The sequence below is a fragment of the Neobacillus driksii genome (genome assembly GCF_013409995.1).
GTDB lineage: Bacteria > Bacillota > Bacilli > Bacillales > Cytobacillaceae > Neobacillus > Neobacillus driksii.
Genome location: NZ_JACCBX010000002.1, coordinates 199872 through 222982 on the forward strand (window position 1 = coordinate 199872; position 23111 = coordinate 222982).

Genomic DNA, 23111 nt, shown 5'->3' on the forward strand with positions numbered 1-23111 from the left:
TGGCTACACGTCATTCACACTACTAATTATCGCTTTTGGAGTAAGGCTTGATAGGCAGCAGAGGTTCTCATTTCTACCGTAAAGGTGCCATTCGGATTATAAATCGCTTTAATCAATAACGGCACACCCGCTGTGTTCTTAAATTGAAAATCTTTTCCGCCATAAGAAACCGTTGCGTCTCTTCCTTCAGGTACATAACCGACTGTCAGAGAATGATGGTGCCATTCCACATAGTCGACAGCAAGTTGATCAACTGCATTAAACAAGGTAGAGGAGGTTTGACAAATACCACCGCCAATTCCCATAACCAATTCCTTATTTACGATTTCTTGTGCCGGCTGGTATCCATGTGCTTCGTCACTCGGTCCAACTGTATAGTTAAAAGAGAAAATATCTCCTGTTCCAACAATCACATTATCAATGGCCTGTGCAGACAATTCAATGTTTTTATTTCTTCCTGTTATACTTGGATTAAATTTTGTTGTATATGTCGCCACAACCACTTCAGATAAATGGGCAGCATCCTCTGGCTTATATCCGCTTTCAGTAACATAGATTGGAAGGATAACGTCTCCACCCTTGACTGAAGCCTCGATTATTTTATCCACTAGTTCTACTTCTTCAAGAATGACTCTTGGTTTCCCTTTGATCACCTGACCATTGGCATCAATTTTATCTAGCATCATCTTCGTGTCATAGCCGGGCGTTGTATCTGTTCCTCTTGCTAAATCCTTAGCCCAGTTTTCAAGCTCCTGCTTATATTTTTCATTATCTGTTCCAAATCCCATATCGACTGGAATCAGGCTTTTAATAATGTTTTTGGTAGTTGGATCGACTACATTCACCACTTTAGGCTTTTTAGCCTCTTCCTCAGCTTTTCTTTTTGCTTCTGCCTCTTCCTCTGCTTTCCTAGCCGCTTCTTCTGCAGCTTTTTGCTCTTCTAGTTTCTTTTCAAGTTCTGTTACTTTGTGCTCCAGATCAGCTTCTTTACCGTTTGTTTTCTCCGCACATCCTGCTAACCCTATTAAACTGCCAACTAATATGAATGAAATCGCCCACGTCCGTATAGACATTTATTACTTCTCCTCTTTTCCCCAAATCTCATCATTCCTCACGCAGCACTTCCGAATATTCAGAAAAGGTTTCCACTCTCATTCTTCTAATCTATTCCGTTATCCGACACAAAATTCCTTTGAAAAATTTCCTGAAATTGGAATCATTATATTAGACGCTCTTCATTCAAATTTGTTTCAATTCAATTTGAAAAAAGTCCTTCTTTTTGTTCCTTATTAAGAACAGGATAATATATAATTTCAGCAGAGTAAAGGGCTAAATTCGTTTATTATAGTAAGTAATGTGAAATTCATTCAGTCGTTTCAATATAAAGAACAGATTGATCTATGTATTTTTATGGAAGCAAATACATGATTCTAAATGATCATTAACCATCCCTGTGGCTTGCATAAAAGCGTAACAAATCGTTGATCCAACAAATTTAAAACCGCGTTTTTTTAAATCCTTACTTAACTTATCACTAATATCTGTCGTAGCTGGAACCTCTGATAAATCTTTAAAGTGATGGATAATCGGCTTACCATCTACAAAAGACCAAATATACTCGCTAAAGGAACCAAATTCCTCCTTCACCTTCAAAAACGCTTTTGCATTTGTAATGACGGCATTGACTTTGAGTTTATTGCGAACAATTCCTTCATTCTGTAAAAGTTCTTCAATTTTGTTTTCATCGTAGGAAATGATGATATTAGGGTCAAAATAATCAAACGCCTTGCGATAATTTTCTCTCTTTTTCAGTATTGTGTACCAGCTCAAGCCTGCTTGTGCCCCCTCTAAGTTCAAATATTCGAATAACAATTGATCATCATACACGGGCACGCCCCATTCATGATCATGATAATCAATATAAAGTGGATCCTGATTTACCCAGCCGCATCGATTCATTGGTCATTCCTCCTTCATACTATTATTTTAACAAATTTATCTTTTTTCACAGTAATCATTCACCATTTCACATAAAAAAAACTGCCGAAATCATTCGACAGCATGTTCAATCATTATATTTTTAATACACGACAGATATTTTCCGCTGCAAATGCTAAATTGGCTTCACCGGATTTCAATGCGTCATCTAAAGAAGTACAACCTTTCAATATCCCAACGATGGACGTAAATCCATGGTCATATAGTGGTTCTACACCATTACCAATTCTGCCAGCAAATGCGATCACGGGGATCGAATACTTCTTCGCAATTGATGCTATCCCAAAAGGTGTCTTGCCAAATAACGTTTGTCCATCAATGCTGCCTTCCCCTGTAAAAACATAATCCGCGCCTTTTATTCTATCCTCAAGACCTGTATATTCAATGACTAAGTCCATGCCTTTTTTTAAGTTAGCATTTAAAAAGGCCATTAATCCTGTACCAAGACCACCAGCGGCACCAGCACCTTCTATATGTGCAATGTCCTTACCCAATACTCGTTTAATTACCTCAGCATAATGTCCTAAGTTTTCATCGAGAAGTTTCACCACTTCAGGGGTTGCACCTTTTTGTGGACCAAATACTGCCGATGCCCCATTCACGCCAATCAAAGGGTTCGTTACATCACATGCCACATCAATTTTGACACTGTTAATCCTGCTATCTAATCCACTTAAATCAATCGAAGCTAATTGGTTCAATGCACCGCCTCCGAACGGCAGTTCCTGGCCATCCTGATCCTTAAAAGAAACACCTAGAGCCTGAAGCATTCCTGCTCCTCCATCATTCGTTGCACTTCCGCCAATTCCGATTAAAATACGACTTACTCCGATATCAAGAGCATGCTTTATTAATTGACCGGTTCCATAGCTAGTAGTCACTAATGGATTCCGGTTTTCTAGTTTGATTAATTCTAGTCCACTTGCACTTGCCATCTCAATCACAGCTGTTTTGCCTTCACCTAATAGACCATATTCTGCTAAAACCTTCTCACCTAGTGGACCAATGACGTCAACCTTGACCATTTCACCATTCGTCATACTAACGAGTGATTCCACCGTCCCCTCACCACCGTCTGCCATAGGAACAATCACACAATCTGCATCAGGAAAAATCGTACGAATACCTTTTTCCATTGCAAGAGCAGCTTTTTTTGCAGACATACTCTCCTTAAATGAATCAGGCGCTAACACAAACTTCATTATAATCTGTCCTTTACATGTAAAGTAGCAAAATTTTACCATTCTAAAAATATTACCTAAAAAAATATTCTCTAAATCTTAACATTTGGTTTGTAATACATTCTTTCTTCCCTTTTGCCTTTCATCCCAAATAGAATCCGTATAAATCGTATTCTAGAGATAATAAAATGGTAGAAACCGATAATGATAAAGAAAGACAGTGATAAAAGAAAGACAAGTTTTACCGGGATTGACCAATCAACCTCTGCAATCATAAAACCTATTGTAACAATTACCGGTTGATGAAATACATAAAAGGGCATAGACGCTTGATTGCCATACTGCATCCATTTATTTGTAAAAGATAGCTTTTTGTCGGCAAAGGCAAAAATTACAAGCAGCCAACTCCAGCAGTTTAAGGCCTTAACAGCAGCTAAAAGGATGGATAGCCCATTACCAGTTGCAGGCATTCCTGACATAAAACCATACACAAAAAGTACAGTGGTAAGAATGGATAGTGCCAACGTGATTGGCAGCAGCCTTTGAACCATAGACTTAAAAGAAGCTTTAGTGAAGAGAAAATAACCATATAGAAAAATAACCAGATAAAAACTAATATCCCAGCCACCTAGATTTACCACATCCACTAAAACAGATACAATCATTAATGGGATGGTTAAAACGATAAGGTGTAATGGTTTTAAATCCTTGGATACGGAAGGTTTCTTTCTTATAAACAAAGGCAGAGTAATCAAACTAAAAACTAGTAGCACCAAGAGATACCATAAATGCAATCCCACAAATGCAAAATTTCCTGACCCACCAATATAGAGGTAAACTCCATCAAAATAGTGAGGATACCAGTTGAAAAACGAGCCGAAATACTGCCCATGACTGACCCGTTCCATATAGATTTGAGGCGGGGTTAGGATCATGACCCCAAACAAAAGGGGAATCCCTAGTCGTGCAAGCCTTTCCTTTATATATTTGATACCCGTTCTCTTCTGTAGAGCGTAGTACGAATTAATTCCCGATACTGCGAAAAAGATTGGCATTAACCATGAGCTCATAAATAATGAAATGGCTGTGATGTAAGTCGGGTCAGTCTCATTATTCTTTACATGCCAAGCCCAAGGATTAAAAAACATAAAACAATGGTAAATGAAAACCGCTAATGTAGCTAAAACACGAATCCAATCTAAATCATATTGTCTATTCATCATAAAATATCTCCTTGGAAAATAATATTCACCCAATATCCTGGTAGTATTTTACTATGAAATAACTAGTACAATTGTCGAATTATAGGGAAAAATTCAATATTTTCTTTTTGAAATTAGCTTTGTTAAAGTCCGAAGTTGATATACTGAGTTTGATAAATAAGCGGAGAAATTCCGGCTAAATTGGAAAATACCCATATTTCCTTAAAAATAGGCGGAGTTTTTCCGGTTATATGTTCCAAAACTTAGGATTTTGTCTTATTTAGAGCACTTAACCGGAATATCTCCGCTTATATCTGCTTCTAAAGCTTACACATATACATTAAGCGGAAATTCTCCGCCTATTAATTCTCATTCCTACACGAAAATCAACAATGATGATAACAGCGCCTAGAATTTAATAAAGCAAAACAGCCATCAAACGATGGCTGTTCAAAATTTATAGTAATATAATATTATCTGGCAAAGTAACAGAGGTTAGAATCTTAGTCTCTTTCACTCTTTCGACTGCATATGACGAACCATTTAAAATTTCAAAATCCAGGTAACCTGGATGGCACATCACTTCTACCGTTTGATGTTCTACATCGCGCTGAGTTAACTCAATGAAATAATTCTGGGTTACACCCTCGCCATAAAAATCATGAAAAAACCGGTCAGTGAACGACGTCACCCCTTCAACAGGCTGTTCGGATATTCTTCTTACAGGTAAATTGTATTTTTTGGACAGCCTTTGGATCACTGGTAAGAATTCTGGAATACCGTGGACATGATGATGACTGTCAAAATGAGTGGCTGTTAGACCATTATCGAAAAACCGGTCGATTTGTGCGGTCCATTCCCGTTCCAGTTCTGTTAAGGAAAGGTTATTATCATTAGTAAGATCTTTCAGTTTTTTAAAGTTCCCCTGTTCATCCACTAGGGTTGGAACGTCTGAACGCAAAGGTTTTCCGCATGTTAGAACCAGATGAATGCCAAGCTTTAGTCTGGGGTGTTCTTTCGCCAGTCCTACTGCATGACTCACACCTGGCATATTCATCATCATCGTTGTGGAATTAACAATTCCATATCTATGAGCATCGATAATTCCGTAATTGATTCCCCTGGAATATCCAAAATCATCTGCATTGACAATCAGTTTGATCAATCTGTGGCCCCTCCATTCTTTATTTTTAAAAAAATTGAGGTAAATACTTCTTATGCGCTTCTAACATTTCATCCACGATTTTTTTTGCAATCGTATCCGATGCAACAAGCGGGTTTATCGTTAAAGCAAGAACCGCTAGATTATAGTCACCTGTTACAGCTGCTTCACAGGCAACCCGTTCAAATGACTTAATTTGTTGAACAAGACCGCGGACAGATACAGGAAGATCACCCATGACCAAAGGTTTCGGTCCTTCTTTGGTAATCATACAGCTGACTTCGACAGCACTATCATCAGGAATACTGGCAATTGAGCCATTATTCATCGTATTAACAGGCTGAATGTCACATTTGTCATTATAGATAGATGAAATTAACCTAACAGCTGCATCACTATAATAAGCTCCACCCCGTTTCTCAAGTTGTGGCGGTTTAATTGAAAGATTTGGATCTTTATAAAGTTCAAAGAGGTCATCTTCTAATTTCTTTACCACTTCCGCTCTTGTGCCAACAGTTTCCGCATTCTTGATGTCTTTCTCTACCATCTCACGAGTTTTGTAGTAATAATTATGGTATGGGCATGGAAGTACCCCTAAAGCACGGATGAATTCCTGCTCCCATCCTTGACCTTGTACATTTTTAACAAAACTTGAGTTTTCCGGATTCGTTAAGAATTCAATTACACGCTCCTTTACACTTACACCGTCAACGTACACGTCTAAACCGTATACCATGTGATTTAGACCAGCAAAATCAATACGAACTCGTGAATGTTCAACGTTCAATAGTTTTGCAATTCCCATTTCCATTCCGATTGGCACATTACATAAGCCAACAACTTTACGATGGTCACTATAGCGGAGAACCGCTTCTGTTACCATTCCAGCTGGATTTGTAAAATTAACCAGCCAGGCATCTGGGCATAGCTCTTTCATATCTTTTACAATATCTAAAATAACAGGGATTGTCCTTAAGCCTTTGAATAGACCCCCAGGTCCATTTGTTTCTTGACCAAGAACACCATATTTTAGTGGAATCCGTTCATCTTTCGCCCTAGCGTCAAGCAAGCCAACCCTGAATTGTGTGGTTACAAAGTCTGCACCGGCCAAAGCTTTGCGTCGGTCTAGGGTCAAATGAACTTCAACAGGAAGTCCAGCTTTTTGAAACATTCGTTTTGCTAGATTCCCAACAATCTCTAGTTTTTCCTTACCCTCTTCCACGTCTACAAGCCAAAGCTCCCGCAGTGGAAGTTCATCATACCTTTTGATAAAACCTTCGACGAGTTCCGGTGTATAACTTGATCCACCGCCGATTGTTGTGATTTTAATAGACTTTTGCACAAATCCTTCCCCCTTGTTATCCTTTGTTCAATTCTTGACGAATTTCGACCATCTCTCTTGCTAAATCCTTTAACGTCATAGCAGTCATTAAATGATCTTGGGCGTGAATAAGTATAATCGGTATATCGAATGATTCTCCAGCTGCTTCCGCATGAATCAATTGTGTTTGAAACACGTGTGCTCTAGTTATTTCAATATCAGCTTCATCCAGCTTTTCAAAGGCTTGTGTGAAGCTTTTTTCTTTGGCTGCAAAAATAGCTTCCATCGCCAGACTTCGGGCATTTCCACTATGCAAAATTAATTGAAATGACAGGTTATATAATTCTTCTTTATTCATGGTTTAACCCTCCAAAATTGACATACCAAGAGCTTGCCGCCGGGCAAGCTCTCTTTTATTCTTTTATTTTTCAGCACCTTGTTCGACTTTGTAGTTTTGTTTATCCCACATTCTAAAGAATGGGTAGTAGATAGCGAAGGATACGGCTAGGTTGATTAGTTGCATTAAGGCACCTCTGAAGTTTCCACCTGTGGCCAGGTAACCGCCGATAATTGGAGGAGTGGTCCATGGAACGGCGACTCCTGCGGTCTTAGGTGCAAAGCCAGTGGTCATCCCAATATATGTGGTAATGGTTAAGGCTAGTGGTGCTAGAATAAATGGAACGATAAGCAATGGGTTAGCGACAATCGGCGCACCGAAAGTAATTGGCTCATTAATATTAAAAATTCCTGGTCCAATTGCTAGTCTGCCTAATGTCTTGGAATGCTGACTCTTTGCCATAAACATCATCATTATGGCAAATGTAAATGTCGCTCCAGATCCACCCATGTAAATGAAAATATCAAAAAATTGCTGTGTAACCACATTTGGCAATTCATTACCAGCGGTAAGTGCTACTCTGTTAGCGTCCGTTGCAGCCAGCCAGATAGGACCCATTACCCCGCCAACAATACTGGCACCGTGTAATCCAGTCGACCATAAAAGCTGGACAAAGAATACAGCTATTAAGGCACCAATTAAGGAGCCTCCAAGTGCACCAAGCGGTTCCTGTAACAGCTTTCCAACTACGTTGTGTAAGGTTTCAAAGGATGTATTTTCTATCAATAAACGAATCAACCAAACCACTAAAATAACAATGAAGGCCGGAAATAATGCAATAAAAGATTTACTAACACTTGGAGGTACGCCATCAGGCATTTTGATAACAATATTTTTTTGAATAATAAATCGATAAATTTCAGTTGAAACCATCGCAAGGATCATCGCAACAAACAACCCCTTGCTTCCCAGTAATGCTATTGGCAGTACCCCGCCAACTTGAACTGCTTCGCTAGCCCCCTCTGGTGTAAACATGGTAAAGTATGGTGTGGCAAGAACAAAAGCCGCGACAGATATAGCACCTGCATTCAACGCGTCTACTTTGTAATGCTCTGCCAATCGATAGGCAATACCAAAACCTGCAATCAGCGCCATAATATCAAAGGTAGCGGTTACAGGATATAATAGTTCAGTCAGCCACGCGTCACCAAACATACCTGCCATAAATTCCGGATATCCTTTAAACGGCAGGAATCCAATAATTAAGAAGATAGATCCAATGATAATAAGCGGCATCGTTAAGATAATTCCATCACGAAGTGCCTGCAAGTGTTTCTGACCGGCAATCTTTCCTGCGATCGGCATGAACTTTTCTTCCAGTATTTGAGTAAATTTGGCCATATCTATTCACCCCTATGTGAAATTATGAACCTATTAAATTTCTCGCAAACTTTAATACCTCCGCACCATTGCACATTCCATAATGTACAGGGTTAATCGCATCAACTGGAATCCCTTTTTCAAGTCCCTTTTTCTTTAATTGAGGCAGCAAATAGCGTACCTGCGGACCCACAAGTAACACATCTGCAGCATCCAAGTGATTATTAACCTCATTCGCACTCACTGCCCATATTTTCGCTTCAATTCCTTCTGCTTTTGCAGCATTTTCCATCTTCGCCACCAATAGACTGGTAGACATACCTGCTGCACAGCATAATAAGATATTCAATTACAGCCCCCCATTTCCAATTTAATTTGTAATCGCTTACATTTTTCGAAAGAAATTTCAATTACACCTGTATAACATTGGTTCTTTGAAATTCTCCCCCCGCCTATACAAATTCTTAACCGTACTAAACTATATTCTCATTTTTTAAATTTAGGACAATTCTACAATTACCCCAATAAAAAAAAGAATTCGTACTAAGTACGATTTCCCTTATTAGCCGTTAAGTCTTGGCTAATTTATTTACTACCTGCTTACTAGAAGAAGTCTCATCCTGTTTTTCTTCTTCAGATTTCGCTCGTTTAATAAAGAACGCAAGAACCAATGCCGCACCAATAATGATGGCTGATATAAAAAAGGTATAGTTAATGCCCTCTAACATAGCTTCCATTGCAATTTGTTGTTGCATTTCTGAAAGTGCTGCTTCTGTTGGCTGCCCAGACATTTTTTGCATAGCAGAAGCTGCAAGTTCTTTTCCATATGACTCTGATCGATTAGACATAATGGTAATCAATAAACCTGTTCCAATAGCAGCGGATACCTGCTGCATAGTACTGTTCATTGCTGTTCCGTGTGGATAAAACCGTTTTGGTAATTGATTTAATCCGTTCGTAGACACCGGCATAAACACCATTGACATTCCAAACATTCTTATCGCATGTAAAAGAACCAAGGACATATAGGATGTTTCAAATGATAACCTGCTGAAGAAATAAGTAGTAATCGTTGTAATACTCAAACCCACTATTGCTAAAATTCTACCGCCAATTTTGTCAAATAATCTTCCGGTAACAGGCGACATAAGAGCATTCACAATGGCTCCAGGCAGCAGCATTAAACCTGCATCAAAAGGAGAAATTCCACGGATTGTTTGAACATAAATAGGGAGGAGCAGAAAACCTGAAAACATGGCGATATTGACGATCGCTGAAATAGCCGATGAAAGGGCAAACATATTATATTTAAAAATCCTAAAGTTGAGCATTGGCCGATCTTGCTTTAATTGCCGTAAGATAAACCAAACCAACGAAACAACTCCGATAGTAATTGTCAAATAAACATGCGGACTGTCCCATCCTCTACTACCGGCAGAACTAAAACCATATAACAGTCCTCCGAAACCAATGCTCGAAAGCAAAAGCGAAAAGAAATCAAGGGAGATATTGACTTTCTCCTTTTTATCTTTAAGCCTCATAAATCCTAAGATAAGAATGACTGCTGCAATTGGAGTTACGAAATGGAACAGCATTCTCCAATCATAATGTTCGATAATCCATCCGGATAAAGTTGGACCAATAGCAGGTGCAAACATCAGAATTAACCCAAAAACCCCCATGGCCGCTCCCCTTTTTTCAATTGGAAAGCTTACTAACATTACATTCATTAACAGCGGCATCATAATTGCCGAGCCTGAAGCTTGCACCATTCGCGCTGTTAATAATAAAGGAAATGCATGGGCGATTCCGGCTATAAGCGTACCAATTGTAAACAATCCCATTGCGACTAGAAATAACCGGCGAACAGTATATTTTTGAATTAAGAATGCAGTAGTAGGGATCAATATTCCATTTACCAGCATAAATCCGGTTGTCAGCCACTGAACCGTCGATGTATCGACATCTAAGTCTTTCATGATTGAAGGTAACGCGACATTTAATAATGTATTATTTAAAAAAGCAATAAAGGCACCAATGATTAAAACCGCAATAATGCCATAAGGCGGGCGGTCAGTCTTATTCATGGTTTGTTCCATTTTATGTATCCCCCTGCTTCAAGACTTCTTATTTATTTTACCAATTAAAGCAAAATTTATCATAACTGCAATGTTAATTATTTCAAGTCAGCAAATACTAAAAGAAAAAAACTCGGAACGGTAAAAATGAGTCCCGAGTTTCACCTTTTATTCAATTTTGCACTTTAGGAATGTGACCACGTTTATAAAAATATTGCAAAGCGAGTAATACCGCAAACAATACTAATCCGACAATGTCGGAGATATTTTCTGGATAAATTAAACATAATCCCGCTCCAAGAGAAGCAATACGTTCTATCCAATTCAATTTTCGCACCCAAAAACCAATAACTCCAGCACTAATGGCGATCATGCCAATAAAAGCTGTAAATACAACCCAAATTAGATAGGTCCACGTGGTATCAATCATTAGTAATTCTGGTGACAAGACAAACATATAGGGGATGATAAAAGCAGAAATCGCAAGCTTTGTTGATTCCACACCTGTTTTAAACGGTTCTCCTCCGGAAATAGCCGCGGCAGCAAATGCAGCTAGAGCAACTGGTGGAGTAATATCGGCCACGATGCCAAAATAAAACACAAATAAGTGAGCAGATAAATCAGGGACTCCTAACAGAATAATCGCTGGTGCTGCAATGGTTGAAGTAATGACATAATTAGCTGTCGTTGGCGAACCCATTCCCAATATCAAAGAAGCAATCATTGTCAAAAACAAAGTTGGCAGCAATGCCCCTCCGGCAATATCAAGAAGCCCGTTAGCCATTTTTAAACCCAGCCCTGTTTTTGTTACAACTCCGACAATGATCCCTGCAGCAGCGGTTGCAGCAGCAACACCTAAAGCAGACCGTGCTCCATCTACTAAAGCTTCAACAATCCCTTTAAATCCGATCCTAGTTTCCTTTCGAATTGCACTTACCACGACAGTAATAACAATCGACCATAACGCAGCACGAATGACACTCATACCGGACATTAACAAAAGGACAATCGCAATAATTGGAAGTAATAAGTAAAGTTTCCCTAGAACCTCTTTCCTGCTCGGCATTTCTTCCTTGGTTAACCCACGAAGACCGATTCGCTTTGCTTCAAAATGAGTCATAATCCAAATACCTGTAAAATAAAGAATGGCCGGGATTGCAGCAGCCTTCGCTATTTCCCAGTAGGAGATACCCCCTCCAATGAATTCAACCATCAAGAATGCTGCCGCTCCCATAACCGGTGGCATTAACTGTCCGCCTGTAGACGAGGACGCCTCCACCGCACCGGCAAATTCCTTTTTATATCCCAGGTTTTTCATCATTGGTATTGTAAAGGCACCGGATGTTACCACATTCGCAACAGAACTGCCGCTGATTGTACCTTGTAAAGCGCTTGAGAATACAGCTACCTTCGCAGGTCCCCCCACACTCCTGCCGGCAATCGCAATCGACAAATCGTTAAAATACTCACCTACACCGGTCTTGATTAAAAAGGAACCGAATAATAAAAAGAGAAAGATAAAGGTTGAAGATACGCCAATCGGTGTTCCAAGAATTCCTTCTGTTGTAAAAAACATTGTCTGGACTAACCGATCCAATTCTAAACCTCTGTGTGCAATGGCACTCGGCATATACGGTCCAAATACCGCGTATATCATAAAAACAATGGCAATAATGGTAATTGGCAGACCAACGGTCCTTCGTGTTGCCTCTAAAACTAGTAAAATAGCTGAAAGACCAACAAAAAAGTCCATCCCGGTGACATTTCCTGTCCGTAAGACCAAATCATCAATCATGACCGGCCAATAAGCCCCAACGATGACTGAAACGATCGCAAGAATGATATCATACCAAGCGACCTTAATCTCCTTTCCCCGATTTTTCTTTCGGGCAGGAAAGAGTAAGAAAATGAGTGCGAGTGCAAAACCTAAATGGATGGAACGCTGCAACTGCGCGGTTAACATGCCAAATATTCCAGTGTATAAGTGGAAGAGGGAAAAGGCTAATAAACCTGCGAAGGCAATCCAAAGAGGTAGTCCTTTTAGTTTCCGTGTTCCAGCTTCAGGGTCATATTTCTCTAAAAGCTCCTGCTGCTTAGCCTCTGACAGTGTTTCTTCATAGTGACTCAAGGATATTCACTCCTTTCCATTGCTTAAAAAAGTTCAATTTACGTATTTCCACTTTTACAGACGTGCCCGGTTTTATTGAACGAGATATAGGGTATTCCTTATTTTTAAAAATCACGGTATGATTGGCACGAACCTGTCCGATTCGTAAGTGAAAGAAAGGAAAGACCCGATTCATGTTTTTGATGTAATAAGCTCCATTTTCTTGTTCGAATGTTTCTCCTTTTTCGGCATTAGAGGGCATGCCGATGGCAAAATCCTCATACATAAGCTCATATTGTTGAATCCTCTCGTCATGAGTAATTATATAGCTCTCAACCACATCGGATAAATGAATGGAATGAGTGTATTTGATTTCAAAATGAGTTTCGTTTTTAACAGGAATGTATGCAAACTTCGCATTGCTGTCATTTGGCTGAAAGACAATCGCTTTCTGAAAGGGTATGAATACTAGTAAGATAAGGATGATAATAAAGATTAATAGATATTGGATTGGTTGAAGTTTAGGCATTTTCCCCTCCCTACTTTATGGAAAAGGGGGCCGGCTGCTATTCATGCCACCGGCCAATTTATTCACAGCGAAATCTGTTACTGTGCTTTTACGCCTTTTTCATCAAAGTATTTTTGTGCACCAGGATGTACATCAATCCCCACACCGTTTAAGGCGTTTTCGACTTTAATTAATTTCCCTTTTGCATGTGTCACTTTATCAAGATTTTCAAAGATTGCTTTTGTAATATCGTGGACAACGTTATCAGCAAGATCACTGTTTGCAACAAGCATCGCTTGAACAGCTACTGTTGTTACTGCAGACTCCAATCCGTATGTCCCTGAAGGTACTTCTTCCTTTACATAGAATGGATACTTTTGAATCAGGTTATCAATTTTATCTTGTTCAATTGGTACTATGACTATATCTTCTGTAGCACCAAGACTTTCGACTGCACCAGTCGGAGTACCTGCTGTTACAAAAGCCGCGTCAATGGTACCATCTTGAATTCCCTGTGTAGACTCATCAAATGATAAATCTTGTTTGTGAATATCATCAAAAGTCATCCCATGTACTTCAAGAATTTGCTCGGCATTTGCCACTGTACCAGAACCAGGTGCACCTACAGAAACCTTTTTGCCTTTTAAATCTTCGACTGATGTAATCCCGGATTTTTTTGTTGTTACGATTTGAATCGTTTCTGGATATAAGGTGGCAATTGCCTTTATATTATCAACCTTGTTGTTTGCAAACATTAATTTTCCTTCAGCAGCATATGAAGCAATATCCGTTTGGGAAAAGGCAATTTCGGCATCACCATTTTTTAGGGTCGTCATGTTTTCCGCAGAAGCACCACTCGTTTCAGCATTCGCATCGATACCTGTTTCATCTTTAATAATCTCAGCAAAGGAGCCTCCTAACGGGTAATAGGTGCCGCCAGTCCCCCCCGTTAAAATACTAATAAATTTTGGCTTTTCTTTTTCTTCATTTGCTGGCTTTTCCCCGCCCTCCTCTTTGTTTCCACATGCTGCTAGAATCATAGAGAGTGTTATGAGAAACACGATTGAAAGATAGAACCCTTTCTTTTTCATTAAAACTTCCCCCTTTTTATAAAATACCGTCCATCAATCAATACTTATTAATTGTCAGGTACAAACTTGTCAATTTTACCAAGATTAGTTCTTTAGGGCTATTTCTTCATAAAAAAAGAAACCCCTTTCATTTGAAAGGAGTTTTAAACGGTCTTATCTACGTTTCTTTTTAGCACTCTTCGTCAGTCTTCCTAACAAAAATGACCCTGCAGCAACACCAATAATCGTGTTTGTTTTTTTGTTAAGTACTTGCTTGGCTACAAGATTTAAGTTCTGAGGTCTTTCAGCAAGACGCCTCATGAAATAGCCGTACCAGTCATTTCCAAAAGGTACATACGTACAGAAGTTATAGCCTTCTTTAGCTAGCTGCAGCTGCATCTCCTTTCTAAATCCATAAAGCATTTGAAACTCAAATTGTTCATTCGGGATGTTGTTCTTTTTTACAAATTCCTTCACGTGGTTAATGACATTGTGATCATGGGTGGCAATTGAAGTAAATTTGCCGTTTACTATATGCCATTCAATTAGTTTAATAAAATTAGCATCGATATCTTTTTTATTTTGGTAAGCGTATTCAGCGGGCTCCTTGTAAGCACCTTTTACAATCCGCATACGGAAGTTTTTATATTTTTCAAGGTATTCATCAGCACGAAGTAAATATGCCTGAATAACCGTTCCAACGTTGTCATATTCCTTAGACAGCTCATCTAAAACATCAAAAGTAGGCTGCAGGTGACCGGTGTCTTCCATGTCAACGTTTACAAAAATTCCATAGTTGTTAGCACGATCAACGATTTCTCTTAAGTTGCTTAAGCAGAAGTTGTATTCGATATCCAAGCCTAATTGCGTAGGTTTTAAAGAGATATGGGCATCGACATTATGCTCATGAATCGCTTCAATAACCTTAAGAATTTGTTCCTTTGCTTCTGTCGCCTCTTCTTCTTTAAAGACGAATTCACCTAAGTTATCAACGGTACAAGAAATTCCGTGTGCATTGAGTTCTTTAATACTTTTGATTACTTCATCGATATTGGTACCTGCAACGACACTTTGTGCACCCATTTTTAATCCATACTTCTTAGCTGCATTATTTAAAAATTGATTTTGAGATAAGCCTATAAAAATATCCTTCAACATAGCGAATTCTCCTTGCTGTTGTTATTTCACTATTATTTTAGCATAAAAGTTTCAAATGCTCCTCATAGTTTTTAAAAAATTGTCGAAATTGAATTCATTTGTACTTATGAACCAAAAAAGGGCTGCTGAGATGGTTCTCAGCAGCCCTGGTGGTGGCATTATCTTCGATTACGATTACGCAGGAATGTAGGAATATCCAGCGTATCTTCTGAATGTGGTCTTTGTCTATCCTGACTAGGCTTTGGCTCTTCTTGAACATTTTGTTCTCGCCGTGAGATACCTTGAGATTGTGGTCTTGAGATAACATCCCTTGATGGACTAACTGTGTTCTTTCGTGAAGATAATTCTGTTTCAGAAAAACCCGTTGCAATAACGGTGATCATGATTTCATCTTTTAAGTCTTCATTGATAATCGAACCAAAAATCATGTTTAATTCCTTGTCCGCAGCAGAAGAAACGATATCTGCCGCCTCTTGAACTTCATATAGACTTAAATTACTGCCGCCCGTGATATTCATTAAGACACCCTGAGCGCCATCGATAGAGGTTTCTAACAATGGACTTGAAATAGCCTTCTTTGCTGCCTCCACAGCTCGGTCCTTACCTTTCGCCATACCAATACCCATTAAGGCAGTCCCTTGATTAGACATAATCGTTTTCACGTCTGCGAAATCGAGGTTAATTAAGCCAGGTACGGCAATTAAATCGGAAATCCCCTGCACACCTTGTCTGAGCACGTTATCTGCCTCACGGAAAGCTTGAATCATCGGAGTCTTTTTATCTACGATTTGCAATAGACGATCGTTTGGAACAATAATCAATGTATCTACTGCTTCACGCATTAAATCAATCCCAGCTGCTGCATTCGTTGCACGTTTTCGGCCTTCAAATCCGAATGGACGTGTCACAACCCCAATGGTTAAAGCACCAAGCTCACGTGAAATTTGGGCAATCGCTGGTGCAGCTCCAGTCCCTGTTCCTCCGCCCATACCAGCGGTAACAAAGACCATATCTGCTCCTTTTAGTACTTCTTGGATCTGCTTCCTGCTTTCCTCTACTGCATTTCTGCCGACCTCTGGATTTGCACCAGCACCTAAACCTCTAGTTAATGTTGCACCGATTTGCATTTTAATTTCTGCTTTTGATAGTTTTAAAGCTTGGGCATCGGTATTTACAGCAATAAATTCTACACCTTGAACACCGTCTTCTATCATTCGGTTTACAGCGTTATTACCGCCGCCGCCAACACCAATTACTTTTATTCTTGCTACTTGATCTATATCCATTTCAAAATCCCACATAGTCTACTTCCTCCTGCTTCCGCAAAATCATTGCATCATTATTCAAAATTCAAAAAATTCTATTGTTTATTTTTAAGTTTTACAGCTTTTAGCAGATTTATTACACTAGTATAATCTAACTCAAGCATATTTTTGTGAATTTTGTCGAATCCTTTTTTCTTAAATTCTATTTTAACAAAAATCTGGGGATTTTTATATAGTCCTATAATCATTCCTCTTTTTTTTATCATTAAAATTTTGTTACAAACGTTCGAAAGGCTCAGTCCAATGACTGAGCCTTAATATTATGAGAATATACTTTTGATATTTTCTATTAATTGTTTAAAGAAATCGGCTACTTGTTGGAGAAAATTCTTGTCGCCCACTGCTTCTTCAATCCGCTGCTGAATATCCTGGGTAAGGTTTTCGAGCTGGGATTTAACATTATCGAAATTAATATTTAAGTTTCTCATTTTCTCAAATAAGTCTAGTAACAACTGCCGGTCTTCCGGACTTAGACTGATTTCGAGTGTCTTTAATTTTTCATCAATAAGTGCCGCAAGTTCTTCTTTTGTTGCTGGGTTTTGCTCAGCTATTTCCTTTTTGATTTCTGTTAAGAGCTCACTTACTTTATCCTGATCCAGCCCCTCTTTTTTCGCTAGATCAGTAGCTAAATTTAGTTCTTCATTGGCGACTTCTGTGCGCTCCAAATCAAGAGTTGCACCTTCACCTGCATCATAAGCCTTATAAATTCCAACTAAAGCAGAGTGTCCACTGACTTTTACAGGTGAAGCAACATCTACGACTGCGTCTTGAATTCCCGCTGTCAATAAGGCGTTTGCGTACATTTCATCGGTAACCTCTGTAATATTTTCAGGAGTTACCTGATTAATAACAAGTCCCACACCCGCATCCTTACGCGTAATTTTTGCGGAGGAATACATATTAGAATGAGCGTCTCCTTTAATATACTTAACCAGATCTTCTCCAGTTACAGTAATTTCTTTGACCTTGCTCGTATCGTTTACCTTTAATAACTCTCTCACTTCATCCTTTTGAGCTTGTGATAATGCTTCCCCATAAACGACAATCGGAAGACCAAACTTTTCATTGATACTTTCTTCCGTGTTACCACCAGTATCAGCTGACACTATGCTTGTACTGCTCACAGAGAATATGATTGCAAGAATAATAGTAAATGCAGCCATCTTATAAAAACGTTTCATATCATCTCTCCCTATCAAATTTCTAAGGTGCTTCAAGTTAAAAGACGGATAAATAGATAAATAGGTTTCAATTTTTTGTATAAAAAAAATTAGTAAGACCACCCAGAAGGATGGCCTCTAGTTTTTCACATTCCCTTGAACACTTTTTAAAAAGTAAAGGAAAAATACACAGGAAAATGCTCCTAAAAAAATAAACCCTGATACAATTGATAAACTTGAAGATATGATACCAAAGCCGATACCAACTGTAAAGGTTATGATGCTCTCGATCAAAGATTGAACAGACTCAATTGTTGCTCTAATCTCCGAACTCCCATGATGATGAAGAAATCCCGTTACAACCGGGTCTATCACCCCACTGGCTAAAAAAATCAGTATGATCATGAATAAACCAATTACACCTGGAAAAATAGCTGTCATGAAAAAGCAAAAAGTGGTAATCCCTAGTATAAACAGAATGATGGATTGTGCTTTGAAATAGATAAGTAAATAAGCCGCGAGTAAATTTCCTGGAATTCTTGCCAGCGAAATGCACGCCGAAAATAGTCCAAAAAATAGTACCGAAAATCCGATCTCATCTAAATAAAGTTGCCAAAACTCATCTAAATACGTAATACACGCTGCTATTCCCATCGCATTTGTAATAATCGTAACTACCTTTGGATTGGTTTTATAAAAGGTTATGGATTTTCTTACGTAAACCATGAAGGCCGATTGACTCTTTTTATTTTTCTGCTGCTGACGATTTCTTGCCGGTTCCTTTAATAGGAGGGTAAGTACCATTCCCAGGAACATGCTTGCCGCAGACACGATATAGTTAAATTCAAATCCAACGTATTTCGCCAAAACACTTCCTGACAGAGCGGCAAGTAATGCTGCGATAAAATCAAGTGAATTCATTCTGCCAACAATTTTTTCAAAGGATTCTTGCTTTTTGTCTGTTAGTAGTGAGTCATACAAAAGCGCATTCCATGCACCACTTGTACAGGCGCTTGAAATGCCTGCTAGAAAGACAACCAAAGCAAATGTCCAAAATTCATAGGCAAACAGTAAGATTATAAATTCAAACACCGATAAGACAGCACCAATTACGAGTAGAGTTTTTCTGCCAAATTTGTCGGCAAAAACACCTGTAGGTATTTCAAAAATGACAATACTCACGGCATAGATGATTTCACATAGTACAACCATTAATACCGTCATACCCCGCTGTTCCCAAAATAATCGTTCGATTACGTAAGCTGGGATAAGGTTATGAAAAAAGATAATTAGGTAAAGCTTATTTACGTTATTTACCATCATCCAGTTAGTTCCTCCTTTTTTTCTTTTTTAAAAAGAAAGAGTAGGGAGGTGGACGAATGGTCTTTTTAGATTAACAAGGAGGCCTCACTAAATACATAAAATCAACTCCTAAATTTTTTACCTTTTTCTATTTTAGTTCAAAGTATTAAATTTAGTACACCAATTTAGTATGTCTAAATTTCATTTAAGAGCCTCTTCACACCATCGATGATATCAAAAGGCATAACGCCATAGTGGGATAATTCCTTTGCTCTGTCTTCACCGGCACGTGCATGTAAATAGCTTGCAGAAATAAGCGCATGTAATGGAGAAGCACCCTGTGCAACAAAGGACGCAATTAGACCTGTTAAAATGTCACCACTCCCGCCTTTTCCGAGTGCGTCATGCCCGTGTGGGTTGATGTATAGCTCTCCCGATGGTGCTGCAATTACAGAACGATGTCCTTTTAAAAGTAAATAGATAGAATGCTCTTTGGCAAATTGACGCGCGATTTCAAGCCGATTTTCTTCTACCTCTTTCACCGGTATATTCAGGAGCTTTGACATTTCTCCTGGGTGAGGTGTCAAGATTACCACACCCTTATAGTTCTTTAGCAAGTCCATTTGGTTTCGTAGCAGGTAGAGAGCGTCTGCATCAATGACAATGGGTTGATTGGTCAGGCGAGAAAATAATGATTTCATCCACTCTTCTCCGTTTGGAAACCTGCTTATTCCAGGCCCAACCCCAACACAGTCAAAATGATGGAGCAACGGTTTGAGTTCATCGATTGCACTTTCTGCAAAATGTCCATTCTCATCGGGCAAAGGCAGTAATAAAGATTCAGGATTTTCCGCTGCAACGATTGGATAAATCGTTTCTGGAATAGCCAGGCTAACTAAGCCTGCTCCGGAATGCAATGCAGCTTTCGCCGAGAAGATAGGAGCACCGACATATTGCCGAGAACCTCCTATAATGAGTGCATGACCGAAAGTGCCTTTATGACCATGTTTCGGGCGGATTGGTATAGCACCCTTGGCCAGATGTTCAGTAATGAGCTTAGGCATCTCTAATCCTAATTTTTCAACAATAGAAGGCGGTACAGAAATGTCTACTGCCTTCCACTCACCGATATGTTGAGGTCCTTGATTTAAAAAGAACCCTTTTTTCGGGTACACAAAAGTAATGGTCTTAGAAGCTTTAATCGCTTCCCCCTCAACTTTACCAGTATCGCTGCTTACCCCTGATGGAATATCAACAGAAAGGATCATCTTTTTTCCTGCATATGTATTGACCAGTGAAATAACATCTTTTAACGGTTCCCGAACAGGACCGTTTACACCAGTTCCAAGAATAGCATCAATGATAATATCAGCGTTGCTTAATTCATCCTGAAGTATATTTATCTTGTTTTTCTGTAGTTGAATAAGTGGTAATCCTCTATTCATATAAACATCTAAATGTAGTTTAGCGTCGCCCTTTATACGTTCAGGATCTGCCAAGATCCATAGCTGGGGCTGTAATCCAAGATCAAAAAGCCTGCGTGCAATGACGAAACCATCACCGCCATTATTGCCTCCTCCTGCTAAAACAATCACTCTAGGATTGCTGTTCGCAGTACTTTTGAGTATTTCCTCTACTGCTCTAGCTCCCGCATTCTCCATTAACACAACGCCAGGTAAGCCGAGTTTTTCAATCGTATACTGATCCATTTTCTGCATTTCCTTTTGTCCGGCAGCAAACATGAACATCACTCCAGTTAAGAGTTCTATACTTTTATAATAATGTAGTATGATGGAAATGGAAATTTTTATATTAGAGAGGCGGTTGTTATTTTGAAAGAGGATTTCAGAGCTTTAGTCGTTGATAAGAAAGAAAGTGATTTTACGGTCGGGATTAAAAATATTTCTTTGAATGATTTGCCTGCGGGGGAAGTATTAATAAAAGTTGCTTATTCGAGTATTAATTACAAAGACGGCTTAGCCAGTATTCCCGAAGGTAAAATTGTTCGGTCCTACCCTTTTATACCAGGGATTGACTTAGCGGGCGTGATTGTTTCTTCAGAAGACCCTCGCTATAGAGAGGGAGATCAAGTCATTGCTACCAGCTATGAAATTGGGGTTTCCCATTATGGCGGTTACAGTGAATATGCACGGATTCCTGCAGATTGGATTGTTCCATTACCTGAAAACCTTTCTTTAAAAGAAGCGATGATCTATGGAACGGCTGGGTTAACAGCAGCCCTTTCCGTACAAAGACTTGAAGAAAATGGACTTACGCCTGAAAAAGGTAAAGTGTTAGTAACTGGTGCTACTGGAGGCGTTGGAAGTATTGCTGTGGCAATCCTGGCAAAACGAGGCTACGATGTTGTTGCCAGCACTGGAAAAGAAAGTGAACATGATTATTTACATAAACTCGGTGCGAATGAGGTTGTTTCCCGGGATGAAATTTATAACGGAAAGGTCAAAGCGTTAGATAAACAGCTTTGGGCTGGTGCGGTGGACCCGGTTGGCGGAGAATCGCTTGCGGCTATTTTAAGTAAAATCCACTACAATGGTTCCGTTGCAGTCAGTGGATTAACAGGCGGCGGTAATGTCCCTACTACTGTGTTTCCGTTTATCCTTCGCGGTATTAATCTTCTTGGAATTGATTCTGTGTATTGTCCAATGGAAGTTCGCAAACCGTTATGGGAGCGAATGGCCAGTGACTTCAAACCGGAAATTCTAGAATCCATTTCCAAAGAAATTAGTTTAGAAGAGCTGCCACAGACTCTCCCTATCATTTTACAAGGGCAGGCAAGAGGACGGTTTATCGTAAAAATGTAAAAGAAAAGCCGCAAAACTAGTTAAAGTTTTGCGGCTTTTTTGAGTGACCGTCATATCTTCTTTTAATAGCTTTCAGGCTCTGATTACCTTTATGAGTGACCGTCATCTCATCTTTTACCACTGTGAGGGCTCTCATCAATTAACGTTTTAGACTTCGGTCCTGCTCAGATTACCACTTGCCTTAATCTTCACTATTAACGGGTTCTGGATAACCGAGTCTTGCTGATATTTTCTGGCCTGTTTGAATCATGATCGGTCCGAGCTGGTTCAACCGCTCGGTGGTCATTCGTGTGGTTGGACCAGAAATGCTGACAGCTGCAACGACATTTCCTATATGATCAAAAACAGGTGCAGCGATACAGGTAATCCCGTACTCATTTTCTTCTAAGTCAAACGCGTATCCTCTTTGTCTTATTTGTTTAAGTTCCTGCAGGAATTCCTCCGCCGTTGTAATAGTATGGTCTGTATGATAAGGCATCCCTTTTCGGTCAAGGATGGCTACAACATCACTTTCAGGCAAATGGGAAAGTATCGCCTTTCCAACGGACGTACAATGCATTGGGGCTCTTTTTCCAACCTTTGAATGAGTTCGTAAGGTTTCATTTCCTTCTAATTTTTCGATATAAACGACTTCTCCCTGGTCAAAGACAACTAAATGTATCACTTCATTCGTCATATTTTCGAGTTCTTGGAGAAAGGGCTTCGCTTCGGTTCTTAGATCAATGGATTCTAACAGCTTTGAGCTAATATCCAGGAACTTAAGCCCGAGCTTGTATTTCCCTGTTTCCGTATCCTGTTCGATATAGCCATATTGAACAAGGGTGGATAGTGTTCGAAAAACGGAGCTTTTATTGATATCAATCTGATTGGCAATCTCCGTAACACCGAGACCGCCCTTTTTCATCCCCACAAGCGCGACGATATCCAGCGCCCTGCTTACGGACTTTACCATATTATCTCTTTGCAAACTTATCCACCTCTTTGCCAGGGCATTTTCAGA

Annotated in this window: 20 protein-coding genes; 1 reads left to right on the plus strand and 19 read right to left on the minus strand. The window is 39.4% G+C overall.

What is annotated here, in order from left to right; genetic code table 11:
* Nucleotides 1-26: 26 nt before the first annotated feature.
* The 18 genes from F4694_RS04215 to F4694_RS04300 form a co-directional block, all read right to left on the minus strand.
* On the minus strand, nt 27-1073 hold the full coding sequence (locus F4694_RS04215) for a VanW family protein (RefSeq protein ID WP_179595650.1): 1047 nt from the start codon (nt 1071-1073) through the stop codon (nt 27-29).
* A gap of 325 nt (nt 1074-1398) precedes the next feature.
* A complete protein-coding gene (locus tag F4694_RS04220) occupies nt 1399-1959 on the minus strand; it encodes a DNA-3-methyladenine glycosylase I (RefSeq protein WP_179595651.1) in 561 nt (186 codons plus the stop codon).
* A gap of 113 nt (nt 1960-2072) precedes the next feature.
* Complete coding sequence (locus F4694_RS04225) at nt 2073-3200, minus strand: glycerate kinase (protein WP_179595652.1); 1128 nt, start codon at nt 3198-3200, stop codon at nt 2073-2075.
* 71 nt (nt 3201-3271) lie between these two features.
* Nucleotides 3272-4402 carry an acyltransferase family protein gene (locus tag F4694_RS04230; RefSeq protein WP_179595653.1) on the minus strand — a complete coding sequence of 377 codons (1131 nt, stop codon included), beginning with the start codon at nt 4400-4402 and terminating at the stop codon, nt 3272-3274.
* A 436-nt stretch (nt 4403-4838) separates the two neighbouring features.
* Nucleotides 4839-5546: a chitin disaccharide deacetylase gene (gene chbG / locus F4694_RS04235; RefSeq protein WP_179595654.1), complete on the minus strand. Its 708-nt coding sequence runs from the start codon at nt 5544-5546 to the stop codon at nt 4839-4841.
* A 25-nt stretch (nt 5547-5571) separates the two neighbouring features.
* Complete coding sequence (locus F4694_RS04240) at nt 5572-6885, minus strand: 6-phospho-beta-glucosidase (protein ID WP_179595655.1); 1314 nt, start codon at nt 6883-6885, stop codon at nt 5572-5574.
* A gap of 16 nt (nt 6886-6901) precedes the next feature.
* The gene (locus F4694_RS04245) at nt 6902-7222 is read right to left on the minus strand and encodes a PTS lactose/cellobiose transporter subunit IIA (RefSeq protein WP_179595656.1); all 321 of its coding nucleotides are present in this window, start codon (nt 7220-7222) and stop codon (nt 6902-6904) included.
* A 63-nt stretch (nt 7223-7285) separates the two neighbouring features.
* Nucleotides 7286-8602, minus strand: a complete 1317-nt coding sequence (celB, locus tag F4694_RS04250) for a PTS cellobiose transporter subunit IIC (RefSeq protein WP_179595657.1) — start codon at nt 8600-8602, stop codon at nt 7286-7288.
* Between the two features lie 22 nt (nt 8603-8624).
* Nucleotides 8625-8930 carry a PTS sugar transporter subunit IIB gene (locus F4694_RS04255; protein ID WP_179595658.1) on the minus strand — a complete coding sequence of 102 codons (306 nt, stop codon included), beginning with the start codon at nt 8928-8930 and terminating at the stop codon, nt 8625-8627.
* A gap of 220 nt (nt 8931-9150) precedes the next feature.
* Nucleotides 9151-10680, minus strand: a complete 1530-nt coding sequence (locus F4694_RS04260; RefSeq protein WP_179595659.1) for a DHA2 family efflux MFS transporter permease subunit — start codon at nt 10678-10680, stop codon at nt 9151-9153.
* Nucleotides 10681-10831: 151 nt separating this feature from the next.
* A complete protein-coding gene (locus tag F4694_RS04265; protein WP_179595660.1) occupies nt 10832-12787 on the minus strand; it encodes a TRAP transporter permease in 1956 nt (651 codons plus the stop codon).
* Nucleotides 12774-13295 (minus strand): DUF1850 domain-containing protein, encoded by a 522-nt coding sequence (locus F4694_RS04270; RefSeq protein WP_179595661.1) that lies wholly within the window; start codon nt 13293-13295, stop codon nt 12774-12776. Before F4694_RS04270 ends, F4694_RS04265 begins: the two co-directional genes overlap by 14 nt.
* 77 nt (nt 13296-13372) lie before the next feature.
* On the minus strand, nt 13373-14365 hold the full coding sequence (locus tag F4694_RS04275; protein ID WP_179595662.1) for a TAXI family TRAP transporter solute-binding subunit: 993 nt from the start codon (nt 14363-14365) through the stop codon (nt 13373-13375).
* A 153-nt stretch (nt 14366-14518) separates the two neighbouring features.
* A complete protein-coding gene (locus tag F4694_RS04280) occupies nt 14519-15502 on the minus strand; it encodes a proline dehydrogenase family protein (RefSeq protein WP_179595663.1) in 984 nt (327 codons plus the stop codon).
* 158 nt (nt 15503-15660) lie between these two features.
* The gene (gene ftsZ / locus F4694_RS04285) at nt 15661-16803 is read right to left on the minus strand and encodes a cell division protein FtsZ (RefSeq protein ID WP_179595664.1); all 1143 of its coding nucleotides are present in this window, start codon (nt 16801-16803) and stop codon (nt 15661-15663) included.
* A gap of 284 nt (nt 16804-17087) precedes the next feature.
* Nucleotides 17088-18008, minus strand: a complete 921-nt coding sequence (locus F4694_RS04290; RefSeq protein ID WP_179595665.1) for a DUF1002 domain-containing protein — start codon at nt 18006-18008, stop codon at nt 17088-17090.
* A gap of 117 nt (nt 18009-18125) precedes the next feature.
* Nucleotides 18126-19310, minus strand: coding sequence for an MFS transporter (locus F4694_RS04295; protein WP_179595666.1), 1185 nt, complete (start codon nt 19308-19310; stop codon nt 18126-18128).
* A gap of 173 nt (nt 19311-19483) precedes the next feature.
* Entirely contained in the window at nt 19484-21031 is a 1548-nt protein-coding gene (locus F4694_RS04300; RefSeq protein ID WP_179595667.1) for an NAD(P)H-hydrate dehydratase, read from the minus strand.
* Nucleotides 21032-21121: 90 nt separating this feature from the next.
* Between F4694_RS04300 and F4694_RS04305 the strand changes: the two genes are divergently transcribed.
* Complete coding sequence (locus F4694_RS04305) at nt 21122-22111, plus strand: NADPH:quinone oxidoreductase family protein (protein ID WP_179595668.1); 990 nt, start codon at nt 21122-21124, stop codon at nt 22109-22111.
* Nucleotides 22112-22292: 181 nt separating this feature from the next.
* Here the strand turns inward: F4694_RS04305 and F4694_RS04310 are convergent, their stop codons facing one another.
* Complete coding sequence (locus tag F4694_RS04310) at nt 22293-23078, minus strand: IclR family transcriptional regulator (protein ID WP_179595669.1); 786 nt, start codon at nt 23076-23078, stop codon at nt 22293-22295.
* Between the last annotated feature and the right edge of the window lie 33 nt (nt 23079-23111).

Bases quoted from the DNA above. Each gene is read 5' to 3' on its own strand.
- F4694_RS04215 (WP_179595650.1), bottom strand. From the start codon at position 1,073: ATGTCTATACGGACGTGGGCGATTTCATTCATATTAGTTGGCAGTTTA.
- F4694_RS04220 (WP_179595651.1), bottom strand. From the start codon at position 1,959: ATGAATCGATGCGGCTGGGTAAATCAGGATCCACTTTATATTGATTAT.
- F4694_RS04225 (WP_179595652.1), bottom strand. From the start codon at position 3,200: ATGAAGTTTGTGTTAGCGCCTGATTCATTTAAGGAGAGTATGTCTGCA.
- F4694_RS04230 (WP_179595653.1), bottom strand. From the start codon at position 4,402: ATGATGAATAGACAATATGATTTAGATTGGATTCGTGTTTTAGCTACA.
- F4694_RS04245 (WP_179595656.1), bottom strand. From the start codon at position 7,222: ATGAATAAAGAAGAATTATATAACCTGTCATTTCAATTAATTTTGCAT.
- celB (WP_179595657.1), bottom strand. From the start codon at position 8,602: ATGGCCAAATTTACTCAAATACTGGAAGAAAAGTTCATGCCGATCGCA.
- F4694_RS04260 (WP_179595659.1), bottom strand. From the start codon at position 10,680: ATGGAACAAACCATGAATAAGACTGACCGCCCGCCTTATGGCATTATT.
- F4694_RS04270 (WP_179595661.1), bottom strand. From the start codon at position 13,295: ATGCCTAAACTTCAACCAATCCAATATCTATTAATCTTTATTATCATC.
- F4694_RS04275 (WP_179595662.1), bottom strand. From the start codon at position 14,365: ATGAAAAAGAAAGGGTTCTATCTTTCAATCGTGTTTCTCATAACACTC.
- F4694_RS04280 (WP_179595663.1), bottom strand. From the start codon at position 15,502: ATGTTGAAGGATATTTTTATAGGCTTATCTCAAAATCAATTTTTAAAT.
- ftsZ (WP_179595664.1), bottom strand. From the start codon at position 16,803: ATGTGGGATTTTGAAATGGATATAGATCAAGTAGCAAGAATAAAAGTA.
- F4694_RS04290 (WP_179595665.1), bottom strand. From the start codon at position 18,008: ATGAAACGTTTTTATAAGATGGCTGCATTTACTATTATTCTTGCAATC.
- F4694_RS04295 (WP_179595666.1), bottom strand. From the start codon at position 19,310: ATGATGGTAAATAACGTAAATAAGCTTTACCTAATTATCTTTTTTCAT.
- F4694_RS04300 (WP_179595667.1), bottom strand. From the start codon at position 21,031: ATGTTTGCTGCCGGACAAAAGGAAATGCAGAAAATGGATCAGTATACG.